Here is a 21985-nt window from a genome sequence, read left to right as displayed (position 1 = left end):
GGAATGGAATATGTCTCTTGAATTTAGTGTGCTTGCAAGCGGAAGCACTGGTAACGCCATTTATGTTGGTACAGAGAAGCATAAGCTTCTTGTAGATGCCGGATTAAGCGGAAAAAAACTTGAAGAACTGTTCGCAAAAGCCCATCTCGATCCAAAGGATCTAGATGGGTTGCTTGTGACTCATGAACATAGCGATCATATTAAAGGTCTTGGCATATTTGCAAGAAGGTATAAGCTCCCTATATATGCAAATGCAAAAACGTGGGAAGCGATGTCAAGTCTAATTGGTGCAATACCAGTAGAACAAAAGTTTCAGTTTGATATGGATACTGTGAAAACTTTCGACGATCTTGATGTCGAATCATTTGGTGTCTCCCATGATGCAGCCGAGCCGATGTTTTATACCTTTCATCACGAAGGTAAGAAACTTAGTATCGCGACAGACCTTGGATATGTAAGTGATCGAATCAAAGGAACGATTCGCAATTCAGATATGCTTGTATTTGAGTCAAATCATGACATCAATATGCTTATGATGGGGCGCTATCCATGGAATGTGAAAAGACGAATTTTAGGTGACATGGGTCACGTTTCGAATGAAGATGCGGGAGCTGCCCTATCAGATATAATTGGTGATCAAACAAAGCGTATTTATTTAGCCCATTTAAGTAAAGATAATAACATGAAAGACCTGGCAAGACTTTCTGTCCAACAAACCCTTGAACAAAACGGCTTTGCAATCGGAGAGCAGATTGCTCTATATGATACAGATCCTGCTGCGCCAACACTTGTTACGAAGTTATGACGAGAAGCTTGAGTGAGGGCAAGTAAGATAGATTAGTCTTGATTCTGAGGTCTCCTTTTTTAACTGAAAGGATTGGTGAAGAATTTGGGCTATTATGATGGTGATGAAAACAATCGACCGATGCGACAGAAAGGTAATCGCGGCGGTGCATTTATGGCTGGACTGATTGGTGCCATTCTAGGCGCATTACTTATTCTCTTTACTGTGCCTGCTCTCTCGGATGTAGGCGTGCTGCCTGATATTCAACCTCCGCAAGATGAAGAAGCGGAAGTGAAGTCGGAACAGCGGGCGATTACTAAAGATATTAGTATTGATGTAACAAATGACATTACCTCAGCTGTTGCGAATGTAAGCGAAGCGGTTGTCGGAGTGATTAATTTACAAAAAACAGATTTCTGGGCAGAGGATTACGGAGAAGCAGGAGCAGGATCAGGCGTTATTTATAAAAAAGAAGGCGGAGAGGCATTTGTTGTTACTAACAATCACGTAGTTGAAGGTGCAGGGCAGCTTGAAGTGAGCTTAAACGCCGAAAAGCGCGTTTCTGCAGAGCTTGTAGGTACTGACCCTCTAATGGACCTTGCCGTCCTTAAAATCCCTTCTGAGGCCGTTACAATGGTTGCTGAATTTGGTGACTCGGATACCCTCAAGCCAGGTGAACCAGCTATAGCCATCGGTAATCCATTAGGCTTTCTTGAAGGGACCGTCACACAAGGTATTATTAGCAACCCTGAGCGTTCATTTCCAGTAGATACTGATCAGAATGGGACAATTGATTGGAATGCTGATGTAATTCAAACAGACGCTTCTATTAACCCAGGTAACAGTGGAGGAGCGTTAATTAACATCTCAGGTCAATTAGTAGGGATTAACTCAATGAAGATCGCTCAATCAAGCGTAGAGGGAATTGGCTTCTCGATTCCAATCAATATCGCTGAGCCTATCATTAATGATCTAGAGTCGTACGGCGAAGTCAGAAGGCCTCAAATAGGAATAGGAACAAAATCACTCTCGGAGATTCCTACCTATCACTGGAGTGAATCACTAAAGTTGCCAGATAAAGTCGATTATGGAGTCGTAGTTATGAGTGTTTTCCCTACTTCTTCAGGTGATATTGCGGGCTTAAAAGAGCTTGACGTTATAACAGCAATGGATGGAGAAAAAATTAAGAATTCAATCGACCTTCGTAAATTTCTTTACACAAAAAAAGAAATTGGAGACCGAGTGAAATTAACAGTCTATCGTGAAGGTACGAAACAAGAAGTAGAAGTGACACTTGCCGAGCAGCAAAGCTCTTAAATAGCGCAGGAGGGGGAACTCTCCTGTTTCTTTTTGGAGAAACTTATGCACAGTGGATAAGTGAAATGAAGGAGAGATAGAATGAAAATATACTGCTGTAAAGATCATGTTGAATTGGCTCTTGATGTAATTGTTGATGAAACTGAAAGTTTCCCTGTATTAGAAGAGCTTGAGAAAGAATCAAATGAGTTGTCCACAACATGTGAGTATTGCAAAAACAGCGCAACATATATGGTATCGAACTAATATTCGGTCACGACATGTGGGTGAAAAATGTGTATATGTGGATAATTTCTGTGGATAACTTGTTTATCTGCTGTGGATTTAAGAAAAAAGGATAGGTGTGGATAACTTTTGAACATAAGTATTGTTACTGTGGGGAAACTGAAAGAAAAATATTTAAAGCAGGGGATTGCGGAATATACGAAACGTCTCGGTCCTTTCGCAAAAGTAGAAGTGATCGAAGTCTCAGATGAAAAAGCTCCAGAGAACCTAAGTGACACCGAAATGCTTCAGGTGAAAAAGGCGGAAGGTGATCGCATTATGAGCAAAATTTCATCTGATGCTCACGTAATTGCCTTAGCTATTGAAGGAAAAATGAAAACTTCTGAACAGTTAGCACGCGACCTTGACCAGCTCGCAACATATGGAAAGAGTAAAATAGCTTTTGTTATTGGAGGCTCCCTTGGTTTAAGTGATGATGTTCTCAAGAGAGCAAATGACACGCTTTCCTTCTCTAAGATGACTTTTCCTCATCAGCTAATGAGGCTTATTCTAGTTGAGCAGGTTTATCGTGCGTTTAAGATTAATAGAGGCGAACCGTATCATAAGTAAATGAGGATATTAATGAAAAGAGTCAAAATCTCAAGTTTTTTAGGAAAAAACATATTACTTTGTTCGCATTGTATTCAGTACAGTAGGAGCTACACTTGGCTAGACCGAACACTGTGGTCATCATGTCTCTTTTAATTTCATATAGAAGCAAATATCCCCCTCATTTTTTAAAGTGAGGGGGATTTAAGAATTTCTATAAATATTTTATTTAATGGCTATGCTCACTTTTAACTTCTTTGCTTTGATAGTCGCATTCTCCATGGCCTGTAGAACTAGTGAGCCCTTGCCATTCAGAATATCAACATAGGACATATGATCATGGATGGTTATAATGCCGATATCCTCTGCAGTGACTCCAGAGATTTTTGCGATCGTTCCAACAAAATCAACAGCACGAATTTTCTTCTTTTTACCGCCGTTGAAATGAAGTTTCATAATATCTTGATTGATGCGGGCTGTTTTATTATTTCTTACAATGCGTCGGCTGTTAAGTTTTTCTTCGAAAGCTGCTTTTTTGCCAGCCAGTTCCAGATGGCTTGGAGCTTCTATAGCTGGTAGCTCAAAGCCGATGTATCTTTCAATTGCTTTAATGAACTTTCCTTCAAAAGGCGTCGAAAACGTAATGGCTTTTCCTTTATTTCCAGCGCGACCGGTTCTTCCTGTTCGGTGTACATAGCTTTCTTTTTCCATAGGAACGTCGTAGTTGATAACAAGTGTCACATTATCAATGTCAATACCTCTCGCAGCTACATCGGTAGCCACCAGATAGCGGAAGTTCCCCAGTTTGAAACCTTCCATAACAGAGAACCGGTCTTCTTGTTCTAGCCCCCCATGGAGCCTCTCGCAAGGGTATCCAGATTTCTCTAGTTCGCTATAAACAGAATCAACGTGTTCTTTGGTTCTGCAGAAAATGAGGCAGCTGTCTGGATTTTCTACAACCGTGATGTTTTTAAGCAGTGAGATCTTTTCTTCTTCTCTCACTTCAATTAAAGAATGTTCAATGGTATCGGCTGTCATACCGTCCGATTCAATCTCAATCTGAATCGGATCATTCATATATTTATGGCAAAGATTTTCAACATCTTTAGGCAAGGTAGCAGAAAAAACCATTGTTACTCGGTTTGAAGGCAACTCTTTAATAATCGCTTCTACTTTATCGATAAAACCTCGATTAAGCATCTCATCAGCTTCGTCTATGATAAGATATTTTATTTGATCCAAAGCTAGAGTTTCTCGTTCAATATGGTCCATGACCCGTCCAGGAGTACCAACGACGCAATGAGTTTTTTGTTTCAATTCATCCTTTTGTTTCGTAAAAGGTTCTTTGCCATAAACGGACACTGCTTTAATGCGTTTAAACCTTCCGATATTCGTAATGTCTTCGCGGACTTGAACCGCAAGCTCCCTCGTTGGAGTAAGAATTAAGGCCTGTGGTTTTTTTTCTTCCCATTCAATCATATCGGAAACAGGAATACCAAAGGAAGCAGTCTTTCCACTTCCAGTTTGAGCTTTTACGACAAGATCTTGATTTTCTAATGCTAATGGAATAACTTCACTTTGAACTTCTGTTGGCGTTTCGTATTTTAGCACATCTAGTGCTCTTTTTATTTCTTCGCTAAGATGATATTCTGCAAAACTTTTTTTAGTCATTTTTCAACCTCGTTTTTGGTTTTTCGTCATATGTATAGAATTCTCTCCAAGAAATATTATATGCATTATCAGAATATGGTCCATTATACTTGAAAAGTGCGGGAGAAACCGGCTTTTATATTAAATTTTTAAAAGTAACAGATATAAGTTGTCTGACATCACATTTGATAATCCTTTAAAGAAATAGGGTCAAGCCTCCATATTGAAGCCAGACCAGTTTTCTTCTGTTGATTCTCCGTTTTTGCTCAATGCGATTGGTCATCACAGAGTTTCAATGAGGCAAAAATCAAAATGGATTATTTAAATAGTCTTATAAAAAAAGAGAGAAAAGCACGAATGGCTCTCCTCTCCTGTAACAATCTAAGATCGATTTGGTTCAAATGACTCAAACTTTACTCAAGAAACAGAAAAATTTTCACTTTCATTTGATCTTTCTTTTTCTTTAAACTCATCAAGAAGAGCACGCACTTCATCAGTGGATTCAGTGCTCATAAGCTGATTCCTTAATTCACTTGCGCCACGGAATCCTTTTACATAGATCTTAAAAAAGCGGCGAAGTGTTATAAACTGACGTGTTTCTAGTTCTGCTGAATATTTATCATGTAAATCGAGCTGCAATCTAAGAAGATCAAGCAATTCTTCACTCGTATGCTCTTTCTTCTCTGTTTCAAAAGCAAACGGATTATGGAAAATCCCACGGCCGATCATAACGCCATCCACGTCATACTTCTCAACAAGTTCAAGTCCCTTTTGACGGTCTGGAATATCGCCGTTAATCGTCAGAAGCGTATTTGGTGCAACTTCATCTCGAAGTTTCTTGATCTCCGGAATCAGCTCCCAATGCGCATCAACATTACTCATTTCCTTTTTCGTACGAAGATGGATGGAAAGATTAACAATATCCTGTTCTAGAAGGTGCTTCAGCCAGTGACGCCATTCTTCCACTTCCGTATAACCAAGGCGAGTCTTTACGCTGACGGGCAATCCCCCCGCTTTCGCTTCCTGGATGATTTCCGCTGCAACATCAGGACGACGAATGAGTCCGCATCCCATCCCTTTAGTGGCAACATTAGGAGCAGGACAGCCCATATTGATATCCACTCCACGATAACCCATTTCTGCCATGCCGATGCTCATTTCTCGGAAGTATTCGGGCTTGTCTCCCCAAATATGGGCAACAATTGGCTGTTCATCTTCTGTGAATGTCAATCGTCCTCTTAAGCTGTCTTTTCCTCTCGGATGGCAGTAGCTTGCAGTATTGGTGAACTCGGTAAAAAACACGTCAGGTCTCGCTGCTTCACTCACAACATGTCGAAAAACAACATCCGTCACAGCTTCCATTGGAGCAAGAACAAAAAATGGTCGAGGCAACTCGTGCCAAAAATTATCTTTCATAGTATATCTGAACCCTTTCCTTAAGGGAAAACAAGTTCCCAAAATTAAAAAGTAATAATGTTTCTATCTTATCCATTACTAGTTAGACTGAATTTAACCATTATATACTTTAAAAGCATTCAATGAAAAGTGCAAGAGGAAGAGTTGTCTTGTGTTCAAGTAAATCGACATAGAAATAAATTAAAACTCTCTAACCTCTGGATAAGAACAAACAGACTTCAAAACGGTTAATGACGGGGCTAAAAGGGAAAATGGTTAGTGGGATTTTAAATAAGAATTTGGTTTGTTAGGAATTCTATCTCGTATAATATTTAGTTTTCATGGTAGAAGTTGGTCTTTAAGCTACCTGGGATAGTAAATTTTTTTTAAAAGAATGATCCTGCCTTATTTAACATTATAGTTTCCGTTGTTAGTTTCTGTATTGTTTTTTAAGCCTCTTTTTCTTCAAATAATGTGTAAAAATTAGTAAAAATGCATCAGATTATTAGATATTTTTTCTACAATTATAACAATTGACTATGATAAGGTATAATTAAGATAGAACATGTTGTGTACCTAAGAGTCGCCTTGCTTTTTATGACATGTGAGCATGAGCGCCTATTCTTTTTATTACAAATAAATGAGACAAGGAAGGGTATCATGAGCAAGAATCAAAAAAAAGACATTATCTTAATTGGTGCTGGAGTCATGAGTGCGACTTTGGGATCATTACTGACAGAATTAGCACCTGATTGGAACGTTAAAGTATTTGAAAAACTAGGAAGTGCAGGAGAAGAAAGTTCTAATGAATGGAATAATGCAGGAACAGGCCATTCTGCACTATGTGAACTAAACTATACTTCTGAAAAGACCGATGGGTCGATAGACATTGAGAAAGCTGTCAAAATCAATGAGCAATTTCAGCTTTCAAAACAATTTTGGTCTTATTTAGTAAATAATCAATTGATTGATAAACCTCAGGACTTTATCAAGCCTCTTCCTCACATGAGCCTTGTTCATGGAGAAGATAATGTGAAATTTTTGAAAAAGAGATTGGAAGCGTTGTCAGCTAACCCATTGTTTAAAGGAATGGAATTTTCGGACGATCCTGAGAAACTGAAAGAATGGATTCCACTCATCATGGATGGAAGAACGTCAGATGAACCGATTGCTGCGACAAAAATTGATTCTGGTACAGATGTCAATTTCGGAGCGTTAACTCGGATGCTGTTTGAGCATTTAGAGGGTGAAAATGTAGAACTTCACTATAAGCATAGCGTAGAAGATATTAAACGAAATAGTGAAGGTATCTGGGAAGTAAAGGTAAAGGATATCGACAACGACAATCTTGAGTATCACACAGCTGATTTCGTCTTTATCGGCGGTGGAGGAGGTAGTCTACCACTATTACAGAAGACTGGTATTCCTGAATCAAAGCATATTGGCGGATTCCCGGTAAGCGGACTCTTCATGGTATGCAATAATCCTGAGGTGATTGAGAAACATCATGGAAAAGTGTATGGAAAAGCCAAAGTTGGCGCTCCTCCTATGTCTGTTCCTCACCTTGATACAAGATATATTGATAATAAAAAAAGCTTGTTGTTTGGACCATTTGCGGGCTTTTCACCAAAGTTCTTAAAAGGCGGGTCAAACTTAGATTTAATAGGCTCAGTTAAGCCCAATAATGTGTTAACAATGATGGCTGCTGGTTTAAAAGAGATGGGCCTTACAAAATATTTAGTGCAACAAGTCATGTTATCAGATGAAAAACGTATGGAAGAAGTACGTGAATTTATTCCAACTGCCAAAAGTGAAGATTGGGATATCGTAACGGCTGGTCAACGTGTGCAAGTAATTAAAGATACGGAAGGTGGAGGAAAAGGAACGCTTCAATTTGGAACAGAGATTGTTAGTTCCTCTGACGGTTCCATTGCTGCGCTTCTTGGCGCTTCTCCAGGTGCTTCTACTGCTGTACACGTTATGCTTGAGATATTCGAGCGATGTTTCCCAGAGATGATGGCTGATTGGGAACCCAAAATTAAAGAAATAATACCTTCATATGGCAAGTTACTAGGAGAAAATCCTGAATTATTCAATGAGATCAATGCCTCAATTGTACAGACGCTTGCTCTCAATGAAAGTGAGCCCGCTTATAGTTAATTTGTGATGAAATAAATGAGGATCTGTAGCCTTATTTGCTAGAGAAACCCTGATTATATTTGGCTTAGTGGATAAATACACAAAAAAAGCATGTAGCAATTAATTGCTACATGCTTTTTTTAATGGAATAAAATCAATGCCACTCTAATAAATTCAATTATGTAAAAAAATAGGTTTCTAAAAAGAGATGATTTTTAGGGGGGAAATGATATGGAAGGAAATGTGAATGTAGCTCCACAACCAGAGAGCAATGGTCTTGCGGTGTCTTCGATGGTGTTAGGTATTATTGGACTTGTGCTTTTTCTAGTGCCAATTATTCCTTATCCTTTGGCAATATTGGCCATCATTTTTGGAGTAATTGCGAAGAAAAACCCTCTTAAGAAAGGATTTGCCGTTACAGGGTTAGTTACGGGAATTGTTACGTTAGGTTTGAAAATATGGTTTTGGGCAGGAGTTGCCTCATTAATGTAACATGTTTGAAGGGAAGGGGAGGGATTAGTTTCTCTCATCTTCCTTTTTCTATTTCTACTTCCGAACATTTACAGAAAAGACTTAGTTTGTTTTACTCTTCCTTTCTCTAGAATTTCAATAAGTTGATTTAGTGTTTCTGCAGTTTCTGCATAAAATCTATAGATTGTAAAGAATATTAGGGCCCTTAAAAAGACGAATAGAACTTAAAAAAGTAATGTATACAGTAAACGTATACATGTAAACAAAACCGTGCACTTGTATACGTAAAATGTACACAAGTACACAAAAGTGTACGCATATTGATTTGTGGGGATGTAAACGAAATTGTATACTTGTATACGTAAAATGTACACTTGTAAACGTATTTGTATACAAGTACACAAATTTGTAAACTAGATAGAATGACTCATTGACTTCATTTGCAAATTTCTATAAATTTTAAGTTAATAGTAGAAATACTAGATTTCAAATATGAAAGGATGGATTATTTTATGAGTAATTCAAGAATTGCAGCAGTCGATGTAGGTAACGACTCGTTAAAAGGAATCTATGGAAAACTTGAATCTGATCTATACATACCAAACGTAATTGCTAGAGATATAGAAGATCGTCCTGTAATTGGAATTGAAGAGTTGGATACTAAAGATCCGCTTGATGGTATTCATATTCGTGTACACTCCCCTGCTCTACAAGATAACAACGCGATCTATCGGGTTGGCAATCTGGCGACAAAGAGTGACAACCCAACAGAATTAGATCCAGGAAGCGCAAAATCAGAAGAGGATCAAACTCTTGTAATGTTGTTTGCATCACTTGCACTAGATGCCGTTGATCCAAAAAACTCAGCAAATTTCAGAAATCAGAACGGCGTTGTGGATGCGAATTACACGCTTGGTACAGGACTTCCACTACGTGAAGTGAAAGAAGGAAAGGACGTTGGATATCGCTCAAGACTTCTAGGATCCGTTCACCAGGTAGAATTTCTTGTAACGCCTAAGTACCAAGGAAAGAAAGTTAATATTAAATTTGATGAAGTAAAGGTCTACCCTGAAGGTTTTGCTGCTTACATTAATCTTGTAATGGACAGCGATTTAAACATCATCAATAAAGACTTAATTGATAAGCGTATTTTGATTCAAGATATCGGTGGTCTTTCCACTGACATCGCGGTTATTAAGAATCGTAATGTCGACGATGATAAGGCGCAGGGCTTTAATCTAGGAGTTGCTGAGTCACTAGAAGCCATTCGTGAGGAAATTCGATCTAAGCATGGTGTGGAGCTCGACAGCCGTCGAGACGTAGTAGATATTATTACGAAGAAAAACGATCGTAATCATATTATGGTTCGCGGAAGTCGTACAAGCGTTCATGATATTACGGATCGCATTTTACTAGAACTAGCTAAGAAGCAATATCGCCATCTTCGTAACGTTTGGCAGAAGAACTCTCAATCTGAAATCTGCTATTTCGTTGGTGGTGGCTCCATTGTTCTAAAAGATTACCTTAAAACATTGAATAACAACCTTGATGGCTACAATATTGATTTCTTTGAAGATGAAAAAGAAAGCATTTGGATGATGTCGAATGCTTACTACAAGCTCATCTCTGACTTTAATCGTAAGAATAATAAAGACAAGCCCCAGGAAAAGAGAGAAGAAAAGAACAAGGTCAAAAACTAGTAGGGTGATTTGATGAAAAAGGCGGGGATGACGGGGATTCAGAGAGGACAGGCGATTACATTTCGTCTTCCCTCTGATACACCTGATCATATTCTAAAGCAGCTTCAGAAGTTAAAGGACGAAGAAAAGCGTAACTTCTCAAGCCGCGTTGCGGAGTATGTGTTAGATGGTGTCACGCAAACGATAAGGCGCGATAATGATGCTATTACGGTGCCTTTGCCTAAGGGATTAAGCAAAGCACAACGAGATTGGCTTAAGCATGAGCATTCAGAAGCGCTTCTTGGCAACATCGTTTACCAAATTTTATCTGATCCAGTGCGGGCTGCATCACTCCTTGCATCTTTTAACAGCAACTCGATTGATATTGATCAGGCGCTTTATTTGCAAGATGAGGTTTCGAAAAGAACTATGCCAAAAGACGTTTATGAACCGATTGAAGCCTCTTCCACGTCGTCTGATGATGATTTGATGAATTTTGATTGGGATCAGGCGCAACAGGAGCAAAGTTCAGCGGTGGAGGAAGAAGAAAGCGCAGATGATTTGCTCGGCGGATTTCTTGATAAAATGAATAAATAAAAAAGAAAGGCAGCGGATATCCGCTGCCTTTCTTCGTTTTTGGCGATTAATCAATCGAAATGATTCCGCTATCGCCTTGATTAATATTACCGGATTTTTTGATTTTCAACTTTTGTAAATTCGTGAAAATGACTGGAGTTGCAACTGAAGGTACTGAACGTCTGACGCTACTTAAATCGACCGTCATAAGCTTATCGCCTCTCTTAACTGTATCCCCTTCGTTTACAAGTGTTGTAAAGCCTTCTCCCTTTAAGTTGACGGTATCAATTCCTACATGGATCAATATCTCAACGCCGCTATTCGACTTAATACCGATTGCATGCTTTGTAGGGAAGATGCTTATAATCTCACCATCAACAGGTGAAACGAAATGACCGTCTTCAGGAAGAATTGCGAAGCCATCCCCCATCATACCTGCAGAAAACACTTCGTCTGGAACCTCCTGCAGTGGAATAATTTTCCCTTTGACTGGCATGACGAAATCTTGCTCAGCTAGCGTTTTTGTAAGATTGATAGTTGTATCGTTGCTCTCTTTAGAAGCATGTGAATTTGTTCCGCGCATTGCATCTGCAACAAATTCCACATCAGTTCCTACGATGATCTGCAAGTTGCGGTTGTTAACTTTCACTACACCTCGAGCACCGTGACGCTTTAATTCTGCTTCGTCTACTTTTGCCATGTCATTCATTTGTAAGCGGAGTCTTGTTGTACAATTATCAATAGATGAGATGTTATCAATGCCACCAATGCTGCGGATAAAGTGACCTGCCATTACATCGTATTTGTCTTCTTTTGTAGCTGGTGCATTTGTTGGATATGACATGTCTTCATCTTCACGTCCAGGTGTTTTGAGATTTAATTTTTTAATAAGGAAATAGAATACAACAAAATAGATTCCTCCGTAAATGATCCCAATAACAAGGAGTAGACCTGCCTTCTGTGCCAAGCCGTAATTTAGGAAAAAGTCAATGGCTCCTGCAGAAAAACCGAAGCCGTGATGGATATCCAGCACATACGCGAGAACCATCGAACTGGCAGTTAATAGCGCGTGAATCCCATATAATAATGGTGATAAGAACATAAAGGCAAATTCAATTGGTTCAGTAATCCCTGTTAAGAAGGATGCAAATGCGATACCAATTAACATTCCGCTTACTTCTGCTCTTCTATCCTTTTTAGCAGCTGCAATCATTGCAAAACACGCTGCTGGAAGTCCGAACATCATAATTGGGAAGAAACCAGCCATAAATATGCCAGCGGTTGGATCTCCAGCAAAGAATCGATTCAAGTCCCCAGTTGCACCATTGTAATCACCAAAAACAAACCAAACTAAACTATTTAGAACGTGGTGTAGTCCGAATGGAATAAGGAGTCGGTTTAAGAATCCGAATGCACCAACACCAAGTGCTCCTGCATCGATAATCCATTGTCCGATCGAATTAATGCCCTCTTGAATTGGAGGCCAAACAAATCCAAATATCCCTGCTAGAATAACCATTGCTGTGGCTGTGACGATAGGGACAAAGCGTCGTCCACCAAAGAAACCAAGCCAGGTTGGAAGTTTAATATCATGAAATCGATTATAAAGAAGTCCCGCAACGATACCAGAAAGGATTCCTCCAAGTATCGCCATATTAATATTCTCATTAACTGCTTGAGTCCCCTGTGTAAGAACAAGGTAACCGATGGCACCGGCTAGTCCGGCCGCACCATTGCTGTCTTTAGAGAATCCAATGGCTACACCTATTGCGAAGATAAGTGCGAGATTATCAAATATGGCTCCCCCTGCTGCTGCTACAAATGGAATACCAAGTAAGTCATCCTGCCCTAACCTCAATAGCAAGGCAGCAGCCGGAAGTACAGCAATTGGTAGCATTAAGGACTTACCAATACGTTGTAAAGCTCCGAGCATTTACGTTCAACCCCTTTCGAAATTTGAAAACGTTTTATTGTCATGTTCATCATAACAGCACTAAATATAGTTGTCTATACCAATTTCCTTGTGCGTCGTGAAATCGGTTCTATACTGGTATAGACAACTGTACTTAATGGTGGTACGATTTTAATAACAAGATGAACCGAAAAAAGGAGTGTCTCATCGTGAATGAAGCGTGTTTTGTTATTGATCATGTGACAGTTTATAGCGAAGAACAAACGATCCAAAACGGCTATCTTAAAGTCGATAACGGTAAAATTATTGAAATAGGTCATACAGATGAACGTACTATAGCAGGACAAGAAAAAGTCTATTCGTTTAATGAAAGTGTATCTGTGCTTCCTGGAATGATTGATGTCCATATTCATGGCGTGAATGGAGCCGATACGATGGACGCTTCTACTGAAGCGCTTGATACTATTACGAAAGCACTTCCAGCTGAAGGAACAACGAGCTTTCTAGCAACGACTATTACTCAGGAAGCAAAGGCGATTGAGTGTGCTATTCAGAATGCAGGCGAGTACAGACAACAACCAGGACATGCGGAAGTACTTGGCATTCACTTAGAAGGTCCATTCCTTAATAGTAAGCGGGCAGGTGCACAGCCGCCACATGCCATGCAGCAACCAGATGTGGATGTATTTAAAACGTGGAATAAACTAGCAAACAACACGATTAAGCTAGTTACCCTGGCACCTGAAATAGAAGGTGGTATGGAACTTGTTCGATATTTAACAGAAAGAGGTATTGTGGCTTCAATAGGTCATTCCGATGCAACATATGAGCAGGTCATGGAGGCAGTTGAATGTGGTGCCTCTCACGTTACACACCTCTATAATGGGATGAGAGGTCTCCATCATCGTGAACCGGGTGTAGCAGGTGCTGCTCTGTTAAGTAAGCAGTTGAAAACAGAAGTGATTGCAGATGGGTATCATGTGAGACCTGAAATGATTAAGTTAGCTTATTTTCAAAAATCAGATGCTGGGATGATTTTAATCACCGATGCGATGAGAGCCAAATGTCTAAAAAATGGTCGCTATGATTTGGGTGGACAAGATGTTGAAGTGAAAGATGGTAAAGCGCTATTAGATAATGGAACTTTGGCAGGTAGTGTGCTGAAAATGAAGGATGCACTTGCTAACATCCAGGCTTTTACCGGCTGTACTCTTGAAAACGCGATAAAAATGGCATCGGAAAATCCTGCGAAACAGCTTGGTGTTTTTGATCGAAAAGGAAGCCTTGCCGTGGGAAAAGATGCAGACTTTTTCTTACGATCCATTGATGGAGAAGTGATGATGACATTTTGTAATGGACATCTTGCATATACGAATAAAGGGGATGTAGAAAATGAGAATCATTGAAGCACATGACTATGAGCATATGAGTGAACTGGCAGCGAATTATCTTATTGATAAAATCCGTACAAATCCAAGTATGGTTTTGGGACTTGCGACTGGAGGAACTCCGCAAGGGACTTATAAGCATTTAATTCAGGATCATCAACGAAATTATACTACCTACAAGGAAATTACTACTTATAACCTTGATGAATATGTCGGTTTTTCAGCTGATAATCCGAACAGCTACCATGCTTTCATGTATGAGAAACTTTTTGGGAAAATCGATATTCCAAGTGCGAATATACATCTTCCAAATGGTACGGCGATTGATCTTGATGAGGAATGTAAAACATATGAAGAAAGCATTAAAGAGTCAGGTGGAATCGATGTGCAACTACTCGGAATGGGTAGTAACGGGCATATCGGATTTAATGAGCCTGGGACTTCTTTTGAAGCTACAACACAAATAGTTCAGCTAGCTCAATCTACTAGAGAAGCCAATGCTCGTTTTTTTCAGGATATTAACGAAGTACCACATGAAGCTATTACGATGGGGATTGCAACCATCATGAAAAGCAAAGAGATTTTGCTACTTGTTGCAGGAGAAGCAAAAAATGAGGCAATGAGGAAATTGGTGGAAGGTGAAGTGGACGAATCCTTTCCTGCATCGGTGTTAAACAGGCATTCTCATGTTACAATTATTGCTGATAAAAAAGCGTTATCAGGCGTAACATTGCGCTGAAAGGAGTTATTTCCGATGATTGATAAGACGTCCCCATTACCTATTTATTATCAGTTAGTTGAGTGGATAAAAGGACTGATTGCAAGAGGCGAGTTAACCCCAGGAGATTCGCTTCCATCCGAGCGAGAATATGCAGAGCGCTTTGGCATTAGTCGCATGACAGTAAGACAGGCCATTACAGAGCTTGTTAATGAGGGTTACCTCTATCGACAAAAGGGAGTAGGTACCTTTGTTGCTGAGAAAAAAATTGAGCAACAGCTGATGGGGTTAACAAGTTTTACCGAAGATATGAAATCACGTGGCATGGAACCAAGTAGTAAACTAGTAGGCTTTGAAATTGTACCTGCTCCACCTTATATATCAGAGCAGTTAAAAATACAGGATCACGCACCTGTTTACGAAATTAAACGGATCAGGCTTGCTGATGGTATCCCAATGGCACTTGAGAAAACGTACATCTCGGCTAATCTCGTAAAAGGGTTGACGGAAGAAACTGTACAGCACTCTTTATATCATCACATTGAAAATCAGCTAGCGATCAAGATTGAGGAAGCGACCCAAGTGTTAGAGTCTTCTGTAGCAACTCAGCAGGAGGCAGAATACCTAAATATACAAAAAGGAGCACCGATACTGCTCATTCAGAGGAATACGAAACTAGCGGATAATACACCGCTTGAAGTAGTGAAGTCTTCGTACAGAGCAGATCGATATAAATTTATGATTACACTTAAGCGTTAATTTCATTGAGGAGGCGTTCATTTGTTTCATGATTACTTCAACAAAATTAGAACATCCCTTCAAGTAATTGAAGAGAAAGAAGCCGTTTCTATCGAGCGAGCAGCAGTCGCTCTAGCTGATAGCATCGAAAACGGAAAAATCATTCATGTATTTGGATGTGGACATTCTCACATGATGGCGGAAGAAGTTTTTTACCGTGCAGGTGGGCTTGTGCCAGTTCGTCCTATTTTTATTGAAGACTTAATGCTCCATAGAGGCGGAACGAGATCTTCTGCTCTAGAGCGAACGAATGGATTAGCTAGGGAATTCATGGTGGACCAGGATATTCAAAAAGGCGATGTAGTGATCGTTGTATCGACATCAGGTCGTAATCCTGTTCCAATTGATGTTGCCCTTCTTAGTAAAGAAAGAGGGGCGTACGTTATCGGCTTAACCTCACGAAAAGCTTCAAATGGACAATCATCTCGTCATAAAGAAGGAAAGTATTTATACGATGTAGTAGATCAAGTGATTGATAACCATGTTGAGGTAGGTGATGCGGTGATTCAAGATACAGAGAATCAAGTCGCATTTGGTTCAATCTCTACCGTAATTGGAATGGGGATCCTGAACGGTATTACTGTAGAAACTATTCATCAGTTGATTGCACGGGGAATAACTCCTCCTGTGTTTAAGAGCGGGAATGTAGACGGGTCAGATGAATCGAATCAGACATTGATTGAGAGATACAAATCACGTATTCCGCTCCTCGAAGGCAATCAAGGTTTTTAGCAAAACAATCTCTTATTTTTAAGACTATGTAATTGAATGTTGTTGATATTAGACTCATTTATGACCTATGATGTCCAGTCGGATTGGTCATCATAGGGCGCCCTTTCAGCAAAGCTGAAAAGTGGTTTTTTTCTTTATAGCGAGGTATTTTGTAAGCTTGCTTTTTATGCTTTGTTTCTGATTTTTGAATGAAGAGAATGCTCAAGATTCCTATAATGGTAATGAGCATTCCACCTAGTATAATTACGAAGGCAGGGCTATAACTATTACCTAGAACATATTAAGGAATATTTTCATGGAAATAATTTGGTGATGTGAAATGATAAATGCCGTTATAGTAACCGACGAGTAAACCAAATCGTTTATTTTCAATTAAAAACTCAAAAATAACCTGCCGTCCTATTGGAAAGCAGGTGTTACTATTTAATAAACGCTAGCGCTTCCACTTGAAAGGGATATCTTCACGTGATACTTCCCTGAACCATGTACTCCCGATATTTCCTTATTGCTAATCGTCTGCTCTTCTAAAGTGAATTTGGTTGAGATGTCCCCGCTGCTTGCCTCACTATCCAATGTGAAATCAGCATTGTCCGGAAGGTCCAAATCAACATCACCTGAACTAAGGTCAAACGATACATCCCCTGTTAACTGATCCATTTGAACTTTCATGTCACCTGATGACATTTCTCCTTCAAGTGGGCCAGAGTAATGGGTTAAAATCACGTCTCCAGAACTTATATCAAAGCTTCCCTTTTCGGTTGAAAGTCGATCAATGATAAGACGACCAGATGAGCCGTCATGCTCGAAGCTTTTTGTTTCCAGGTTGGAAAGTTCAACATCACCCGAACTCATATCAATATCTACTTCGTTTAAAATGGTAAGGTTTTCTTCATTATTGAAGACAACACTTCCTGAGCCAACCTCAAGCTTGAGATTGCGTTTAAAGTCTTCTGGGAGGTAAACAGTAACATCTGATCCCCCGTTAAAGTTAAAAAACTTATACCACTTTCGCTTCACTTCAACTTCAATTGCATTTCCTTTCTTTCTCACCGAAAGCTCTCCACTACCATTTAAGGTTGCTTTCACATCATCACGTGATGATGTGACTATGTTCATATCACTGCTGTGCGTCAAAATACTAACTTGATTAATTTTTTCACTTAACTCAATGCTGTTTTCATCACTTCCTCGTGCAAAAAGAGAGGTGTTTTCAAATAAAATTAATAAAACCGCCCCTACTGCAAGCAACCCAACAATGACCACAAATCCACTTCTCACTATATTTCCTCCCCGTGTTTCCTTCGTTATGCTATTCCCTATGGTAATCTTATAGTAGTTCAAGTCATCTAAACATCATCTAGAGTATTAAATTGGAATAAGACTTGAGACTTAATGACGTATATTGGAGGCAGGCGCATGTACCTCACTATTAAAGAAACGGCAGAATATTTATCTTTACCAGAATCCTATATCGAAACGCTCATTCGAGAGAAGCGCGTTCGCACTATTTTTGATGGTGAGCAATATTTGCTATATAAAGAGCAGTTTAATGCTCATTTTGAACAGTTGGAAAAAATGAAGAGACGATTAGAAGAAGAAGCCAATGAGCCGCTTCCAGAAGATCCAGATGTAAAAGATGAAGATTAAGTAAGGTTTAGAACTTAAGTAAGAAAGGATGCCACCGGCATCCTTTCTTTATTTTGTTAGCACTTCACTCATGATGGCATGTGTGTTTTGCTCACTATCTTCAAAAAACGCCATCCACGTTTCAACGTCATCTGTTTTCGCAACTAGGTGAGGTTTACTAATGAAAATCACCCCATTCTTCATTAAACGTTCGTAGCTTTTCTCAATATGACTTACTTCAAAATAAAGAACTGAGCTTGCATGTGCGAAAGTTTCTTTCTCTGGAATACTTAGTAGCAAGCGCAGCCCATTACAATCAAAAAAAGCCATCTGATTTGTTTCAAATAATAATTTAAGTTCCAAATGCTCTTTGTAGAATTGAACCGCTCGTTCCATCTTTTTGACGGGAATCGCTATTTGGCTCACCTGTTTGATCATAAGAGAAATCGTCCTCCTAATTATCTGGTTATTTTCTATTTCTCTCCAGTCCATTGAATCTCCTCTAATCTTTCGTTTAAGTAATAAGAAATCGGGAATAACGAATAGTACTAGAGGAGGGTATCCTTTTATGAGAAATTTGATTAAAAAAGCGATTAAATACGGTCCCATTATTTATCCGATTGTAAAGAAAATGCGAAATAAAAGAAGAACAAGGTAATCTAAAAATCCCCGGGAAATCTTTCCCGGGGATTTTTAATGATAGTTAATATGTGGTTACTTGGAATAATTTTTGAAGAATATACATGACATATTTATAGGGGGAAAGAGAGTTTTGATATTTTTCGTAGTCAGCTGTATAAGTTCCATCTTTATTTGACCAAATTCGCTCAAAATAGCGGTCAACATCCTGGACGACTTTAGTATCGTTAGGTGCGTTTAAATGAATATTCGTTTCCATATTGTAATCATCCAGGTTTCTAGAGGTATAGTTGCCTGATCCACCGATGATTGTGCTCTCTTTATTTCCTTTTATATACAATAGTTTTGTGTGAAATTGCTCTTTATTTGTGTCATACCAGCGGATTGTAAGATGCTCACTTCCTTGTTTCTCTAGCTCAGCTGTCACAGGAAGGTTAGGTAAGCCGATTTTTTGCTGTCCAAAGGCATTTTGATTGGGATCTAGTACTAGACGTACGTCGACCTCTCGTTCGGTTGCGTCAACAAGCGCATCAACGATATCCCGGTCGGCCAAATAAAACATTCCAATATAGATAAGCTCTCCTTTTTTGGCATCATCAATAGCTGTCACAACACTATCCTGAATTTTACTTTCTGTCACAATTTGAGCTTTAACATTAAAAGCATCCTCGGGACCCTCATCGGTCAACTTAGTGTCTGGAAATGACGATACGTTTCCTCCAGAATAGGCGGCAACTGCTTTTTCAGTTTCGATAAGGTCATTTAGAATCTCGCCCTTCACTTTAAAGGCAATGTTAGAATGAAAACCGCTCGCATCATGAGGATTTGCAGACATGATAATACCCGCATCTTCTGTAATCACCGTTTTACGATGGTTCGCTTTCACATTAAGCAACTCTAGATAAGATCGTGCAGTGACTTTTGGTGCTGAAGGAGCCATTGGGTTTGGAAGCCATCCTTTGCCTTCTTGCCCAAACCAGGTGATCCCCATTCTCCAAAGCCCTGAATAAAATAAGTTTGGATCTCGCAGCCGATCAAGATCAGTGAAAATAACTTCGGCGCCCATTTCCTTAATTTTATTTATTTGGTCAGCCTCGTGAGATCCATATGTTGTGTTCACTTCATCGCTAATGAGGATAACCTTCAGGTTAGGCTTCGCTTTCATTACTTTAACTACTGTATTCGCTAAGTCTTCACTGATTTTTGGATAATCTCTTTTCCCATCCGTGTATCCGTTAAATAAGAAAAGGTCTAAAATAAGGAAATCATCGGCTTCTTGAATCGTACTGTTGATTTCATCAAAAATACTATGATCATAAACTTCTTTCTCCTTTTTGTCGTAAGTTAAGTCAAAAAGAAACTCGATGTCTTCATCATTTATTTGATGAACTTCACCTGCGTAGGATACGCCTTCAGGTAAAGGCTTGAAGCGGTGATAAGTGATAACGCCTACATAAATAACTAAAAATATAATGAATATCATCCAACGTTTTTTGCGATACCATGATCGTTTCTTCATATGTAGTGCTCCTCAATTTCTATTTTCTCTTTATATACCCCGCGCCGTACGATTGTATCCCTCCTCTGAATGTGTTTTTTTGCATGCTATAAGGTTGTTTCCATACCAATTTCCGCCGTATACTGTTGGATAAACAGCTGAAAGACAGAAAGCGGGTTTTGCATAATGACAGTTGAACATCATACTTATCATTTTGATGCCTATCCGATGTTTGCGTTTGTTCCAATGGGAAAGAAAAATAAACGAATTAGAACGGTAGGTCAGAAAGTACAAAAAGGCATGATTCATCGTCTTCACGAAAATGTGAAACGGAAGATTGGCGCTCTTACCCAGGAAGAGAAGCAGAAGTTGCAAACGTTTCTTGAACAGGAAAACGAAGCCGTTTTACCGATTCCTTTAAATAAAGAAGATGAGCTTTACCCACATCTTATCAAACCAGAGCAATTATTGTGGCAAACCTTTTCGGCGATGCATGGCCTCCCCATCCATAACAATTCTACTTACCAAGAGTTTTATTTACAGTTATCAACGGAAGATCTTGATCGTCATCTCGATCGGGTTATTCGAGATTACCTTTTTTGCGCGGAGTTAGCTGAAAAGTCTCGTGTAGAATGGGAAGAGCGCATTATAGAGGCGTATCAACTTCATCCGTTTATTCAATTGGCTAGAGAGAAAGAAACCGTTGTAAAAGCGGTTGAAAGGATGAATCACTCGCCTCTTATCTCCCTTTTAAATTCTCCTGAAGATCTTGCTTACTGGCGACACCGAGTCGACATTGTGATGAGACCTTACCGCGAAGTTCCAGATGAATGGTTATGGACCGAAAAGGGAGTTTGTCATCATGAGAAGAAGATGAGGCTTTACCCAACTAGTAGTGATGTTGAATTTTATTGTGAGGCCTGCGGATATGCGATTTATTATGACATAGAGGAAAACCATGTCCATTTTAAAGAGGAAATTGACATGGATCGTGCTAAGAAACGTATCGGAACGATTGAACGACAATTCAATGAAATGGTAGACAATACCCCACGTTTAGTAGAAAAAATAGAGGAAGTGTCTCAAGCGATTCAAGCATTCAAGCCGTATGTACCGTTTTATGCTGAAGTGCTACAAGTTCAGCATACTTTATCAGAAGAAGAACTTGCGTTATTTGAAGCGCCATCTACGGTTACGGTTTATCAGCAGTTCAAAAGCGTGAGACTGCCAGAAGATCGATCAGGCTCACCACTTATTTGGTTTTCCCATGTATTAACCGATACCATAGCACCTTTTAAGCCTCGGACAGTTTTTCCGAATTTGAATCAAAGGGAAATCACCTTTGTTCGAGACTACCTTGAAAAAGTAAAGTCAATCAGTCAAAATGTCCCTTCGAATGAGGAAGAGTACATGAATGTAAAGCAATATACGATGACAATTGGCGAGATGAAGATCTTGCTTCACTTCATTATCAGGCATGAAAATGAGCCACTTCATGTACTCTCAAAAGTTTTTACCGGACAAGCAACAAATGCGATACGAGCACAGAGACTACATGAAAATGAGGTGTTCGGTCTTTTGCAGAATTGGCAAGAAAAACATGTTGTCAAAGGGATCAAATACATGGAGAAAGACGGCTTGCTGCTTAAGATCTCCAAAGGCTATGGGCTGACAGAGAAGGCCAATCGAATGTTAAGTAGAGAGGGCGAATAGCTGGAAAGACGATGTGAGTAGCATCGTCTTTTTTTTGACGAAATGAATTTTCGGTGGGAAAGTACCTGATTATAGTACCTAAAGGGTTTGTGGACAGGATGAAACCTTTTATTGTAAGTTTCGTAGAAATAAGTAGA

At 39.4% G+C, this 21985-nt stretch carries 20 protein-coding genes; 14 read left to right on the top strand and 6 right to left on the bottom strand.

Annotation, left to right across the window (positions count from 1 at the left end; all coding sequences use genetic code 11):
- Window positions 1-10 precede the first annotated feature (10 nt).
- The 4 genes from Q4550_RS11410 to rlmH all read left to right on the top strand — a co-directional run bounded on the left by Q4550_RS11410 (window position 11) and on the right by rlmH (window position 2935).
- Window positions 11-805, top strand: coding sequence for an MBL fold metallo-hydrolase (locus Q4550_RS11410; RefSeq protein ID WP_303532783.1), 795 nt, complete (start codon window positions 11-13; stop codon window positions 803-805).
- Between the two features lie 84 nt (window positions 806-889).
- The gene (locus Q4550_RS11405) at window positions 890-2101 is read left to right on the top strand and encodes a S1C family serine protease (protein ID WP_371017936.1); all 1212 of its coding nucleotides are present in this window, start codon (window positions 890-892) and stop codon (window positions 2099-2101) included.
- An 81-nt stretch (window positions 2102-2182) separates the two neighbouring features.
- A complete protein-coding gene (locus Q4550_RS11400; RefSeq protein ID WP_226615923.1) occupies window positions 2183-2347 on the top strand; it encodes a CxxH/CxxC protein in 165 nt (54 codons plus the stop codon).
- Window positions 2348-2455: 108 nt separating this feature from the next.
- On the top strand, window positions 2456-2935 hold the full coding sequence (gene rlmH / locus Q4550_RS11395; RefSeq protein ID WP_303532781.1) for a 23S rRNA (pseudouridine(1915)-N(3))-methyltransferase RlmH: 480 nt from the start codon (window positions 2456-2458) through the stop codon (window positions 2933-2935).
- A 204-nt stretch (window positions 2936-3139) separates the two neighbouring features.
- Here rlmH and Q4550_RS11390 read toward each other — a convergent pair whose 3' ends face one another.
- Both Q4550_RS11390 and Q4550_RS11385 read right to left on the bottom strand, forming a co-directional pair.
- Entirely contained in the window at window positions 3140-4585 is a 1446-nt protein-coding gene (locus Q4550_RS11390) for a DEAD/DEAH box helicase (protein WP_303532778.1), read from the bottom strand.
- Between the two features lie 396 nt (window positions 4586-4981).
- Window positions 4982-5980: a tRNA dihydrouridine synthase gene (locus Q4550_RS11385; protein WP_303532776.1), complete on the bottom strand. Its 999-nt coding sequence runs from the start codon at window positions 5978-5980 to the stop codon at window positions 4982-4984.
- Window positions 5981-6556: 576 nt separating this feature from the next.
- Between Q4550_RS11385 and mqo the strand changes: the two genes are divergently transcribed.
- From mqo to Q4550_RS11365, 4 genes are all read left to right on the top strand, one after another.
- A complete protein-coding gene (mqo, locus tag Q4550_RS11380; protein WP_303532775.1) occupies window positions 6557-8119 on the top strand; it encodes a malate dehydrogenase (quinone) in 1563 nt (520 codons plus the stop codon).
- Window positions 8120-8329: 210 nt separating this feature from the next.
- On the top strand, window positions 8330-8590 hold the full coding sequence (locus tag Q4550_RS11375; RefSeq protein ID WP_194218179.1) for a DUF4190 domain-containing protein: 261 nt from the start codon (window positions 8330-8332) through the stop codon (window positions 8588-8590).
- A gap of 491 nt (window positions 8591-9081) precedes the next feature.
- Window positions 9082-10269, top strand: a complete 1188-nt coding sequence (locus Q4550_RS11370) for a ParM/StbA family protein (RefSeq protein ID WP_194218180.1) — start codon at window positions 9082-9084, stop codon at window positions 10267-10269.
- A gap of 12 nt (window positions 10270-10281) precedes the next feature.
- Entirely contained in the window at window positions 10282-10845 is a 564-nt protein-coding gene (locus Q4550_RS11365; RefSeq protein ID WP_303532770.1) for a hypothetical protein, read from the top strand.
- Between the two features lie 46 nt (window positions 10846-10891).
- On the opposite strand, the gene nagE is transcribed toward Q4550_RS11365, so the two are convergent.
- Window positions 10892-12757 (bottom strand): N-acetylglucosamine-specific PTS transporter subunit IIBC, encoded by a 1866-nt coding sequence (nagE, locus tag Q4550_RS11360; protein ID WP_194218182.1) that lies wholly within the window; start codon window positions 12755-12757, stop codon window positions 10892-10894.
- Between the two features lie 185 nt (window positions 12758-12942).
- Between nagE and nagA the strand changes: the two genes are divergently transcribed.
- From nagA to Q4550_RS11340, 4 genes are read left to right on the top strand one after another with little or no spacing between them, the layout of a single operon-like run.
- Entirely contained in the window at window positions 12943-14142 is a 1200-nt protein-coding gene (gene nagA, locus Q4550_RS11355; RefSeq protein ID WP_483298560.1) for an N-acetylglucosamine-6-phosphate deacetylase, read from the top strand.
- A complete protein-coding gene (gene nagB, locus Q4550_RS11350; protein WP_303532768.1) occupies window positions 14129-14863 on the top strand; it encodes a glucosamine-6-phosphate deaminase in 735 nt (244 codons plus the stop codon). Before nagA ends, nagB begins: the two co-directional genes overlap by 14 nt.
- A gap of 15 nt (window positions 14864-14878) precedes the next feature.
- Window positions 14879-15601: a GntR family transcriptional regulator gene (locus Q4550_RS11345; RefSeq protein ID WP_303532766.1), complete on the top strand. Its 723-nt coding sequence runs from the start codon at window positions 14879-14881 to the stop codon at window positions 15599-15601.
- A gap of 21 nt (window positions 15602-15622) precedes the next feature.
- Complete coding sequence (locus Q4550_RS11340; RefSeq protein WP_303532764.1) at window positions 15623-16372, top strand: SIS domain-containing protein; 750 nt, start codon at window positions 15623-15625, stop codon at window positions 16370-16372.
- Between the two features lie 423 nt (window positions 16373-16795).
- On the opposite strand, the gene liaG is transcribed toward Q4550_RS11340, so the two are convergent.
- A complete protein-coding gene (liaG, locus tag Q4550_RS11335) occupies window positions 16796-17650 on the bottom strand; it encodes a LiaG family protein (protein WP_303532763.1) in 855 nt (284 codons plus the stop codon).
- A 138-nt stretch (window positions 17651-17788) separates the two neighbouring features.
- Between liaG and Q4550_RS11330 the strand changes: the two genes are divergently transcribed.
- Complete coding sequence (locus Q4550_RS11330) at window positions 17789-18019, top strand: excisionase family DNA-binding protein (RefSeq protein WP_303532761.1); 231 nt, start codon at window positions 17789-17791, stop codon at window positions 18017-18019.
- A 48-nt stretch (window positions 18020-18067) separates the two neighbouring features.
- Here Q4550_RS11330 and Q4550_RS11325 read toward each other — a convergent pair whose 3' ends face one another.
- Window positions 18068-18436, bottom strand: coding sequence for a VOC family protein (locus tag Q4550_RS11325; protein WP_303532760.1), 369 nt, complete (start codon window positions 18434-18436; stop codon window positions 18068-18070).
- A gap of 265 nt (window positions 18437-18701) precedes the next feature.
- Entirely contained in the window at window positions 18702-20156 is a 1455-nt protein-coding gene (locus Q4550_RS11320) for a phospholipase D family protein (protein ID WP_303532757.1), read from the bottom strand.
- Window positions 20157-20321: 165 nt separating this feature from the next.
- On the opposite strand from Q4550_RS11320, the gene Q4550_RS11315 reads away from it, so the two are divergent.
- The gene (locus Q4550_RS11315; protein WP_303532754.1) at window positions 20322-21848 is read left to right on the top strand and encodes an RQC-minor-2 family DNA-binding protein; all 1527 of its coding nucleotides are present in this window, start codon (window positions 20322-20324) and stop codon (window positions 21846-21848) included.
- Window positions 21849-21985 lie beyond the last annotated feature (137 nt).

Origin of the sequence: Anaerobacillus sp. 1_MG-2023, from assembly GCF_030547345.1 — a bacterium.
GTDB lineage: Bacteria > Bacillota > Bacilli > Bacillales > Guptibacillaceae > Guptibacillus > Guptibacillus hwajinpoensis_B.
Note: the sequence above shows the minus strand (reverse complement) of the source record. Positions and strands in the feature narration are given on the sequence as shown.

What these genes read in the sequence shown, in the direction of transcription:
- Q4550_RS11410 (WP_303532783.1), top strand. Translation starts at nt 11, where the DNA reads ATGTCTCTTGAATTTAGTGTGCTTGCAAGCGGAAGCACTGGTAACGCC.
- Q4550_RS11400 (WP_226615923.1), top strand. Translation starts at nt 2,183, where the DNA reads ATGAAAATATACTGCTGTAAAGATCATGTTGAATTGGCTCTTGATGTA.
- Q4550_RS11390 (WP_303532778.1), bottom strand. Translation starts at nt 4,585, where the DNA reads ATGACTAAAAAAAGTTTTGCAGAATATCATCTTAGCGAAGAAATAAAA.
- Q4550_RS11385 (WP_303532776.1), bottom strand. Translation starts at nt 5,980, where the DNA reads ATGAAAGATAATTTTTGGCACGAGTTGCCTCGACCATTTTTTGTTCTT.
- mqo (WP_303532775.1), top strand. Translation starts at nt 6,557, where the DNA reads ATGACATGTGAGCATGAGCGCCTATTCTTTTTATTACAAATAAATGAG.
- Q4550_RS11375 (WP_194218179.1), top strand. Translation starts at nt 8,330, where the DNA reads ATGGAAGGAAATGTGAATGTAGCTCCACAACCAGAGAGCAATGGTCTT.
- Q4550_RS11370 (WP_194218180.1), top strand. Translation starts at nt 9,082, where the DNA reads ATGAGTAATTCAAGAATTGCAGCAGTCGATGTAGGTAACGACTCGTTA.
- Q4550_RS11365 (WP_303532770.1), top strand. Translation starts at nt 10,282, where the DNA reads ATGAAAAAGGCGGGGATGACGGGGATTCAGAGAGGACAGGCGATTACA.
- nagE (WP_194218182.1), bottom strand. Translation starts at nt 12,757, where the DNA reads ATGCTCGGAGCTTTACAACGTATTGGTAAGTCCTTAATGCTACCAATT.
- nagB (WP_303532768.1), top strand. Translation starts at nt 14,129, where the DNA reads ATGAGAATCATTGAAGCACATGACTATGAGCATATGAGTGAACTGGCA.
- Q4550_RS11345 (WP_303532766.1), top strand. Translation starts at nt 14,879, where the DNA reads ATGATTGATAAGACGTCCCCATTACCTATTTATTATCAGTTAGTTGAG.
- Q4550_RS11330 (WP_303532761.1), top strand. Translation starts at nt 17,789, where the DNA reads ATGTACCTCACTATTAAAGAAACGGCAGAATATTTATCTTTACCAGAA.
- Q4550_RS11325 (WP_303532760.1), bottom strand. Translation starts at nt 18,436, where the DNA reads ATGATCAAACAGGTGAGCCAAATAGCGATTCCCGTCAAAAAGATGGAA.
- Q4550_RS11320 (WP_303532757.1), bottom strand. Translation starts at nt 20,156, where the DNA reads ATGAAGAAACGATCATGGTATCGCAAAAAACGTTGGATGATATTCATT.
- Q4550_RS11315 (WP_303532754.1), top strand. Translation starts at nt 20,322, where the DNA reads ATGACAGTTGAACATCATACTTATCATTTTGATGCCTATCCGATGTTT.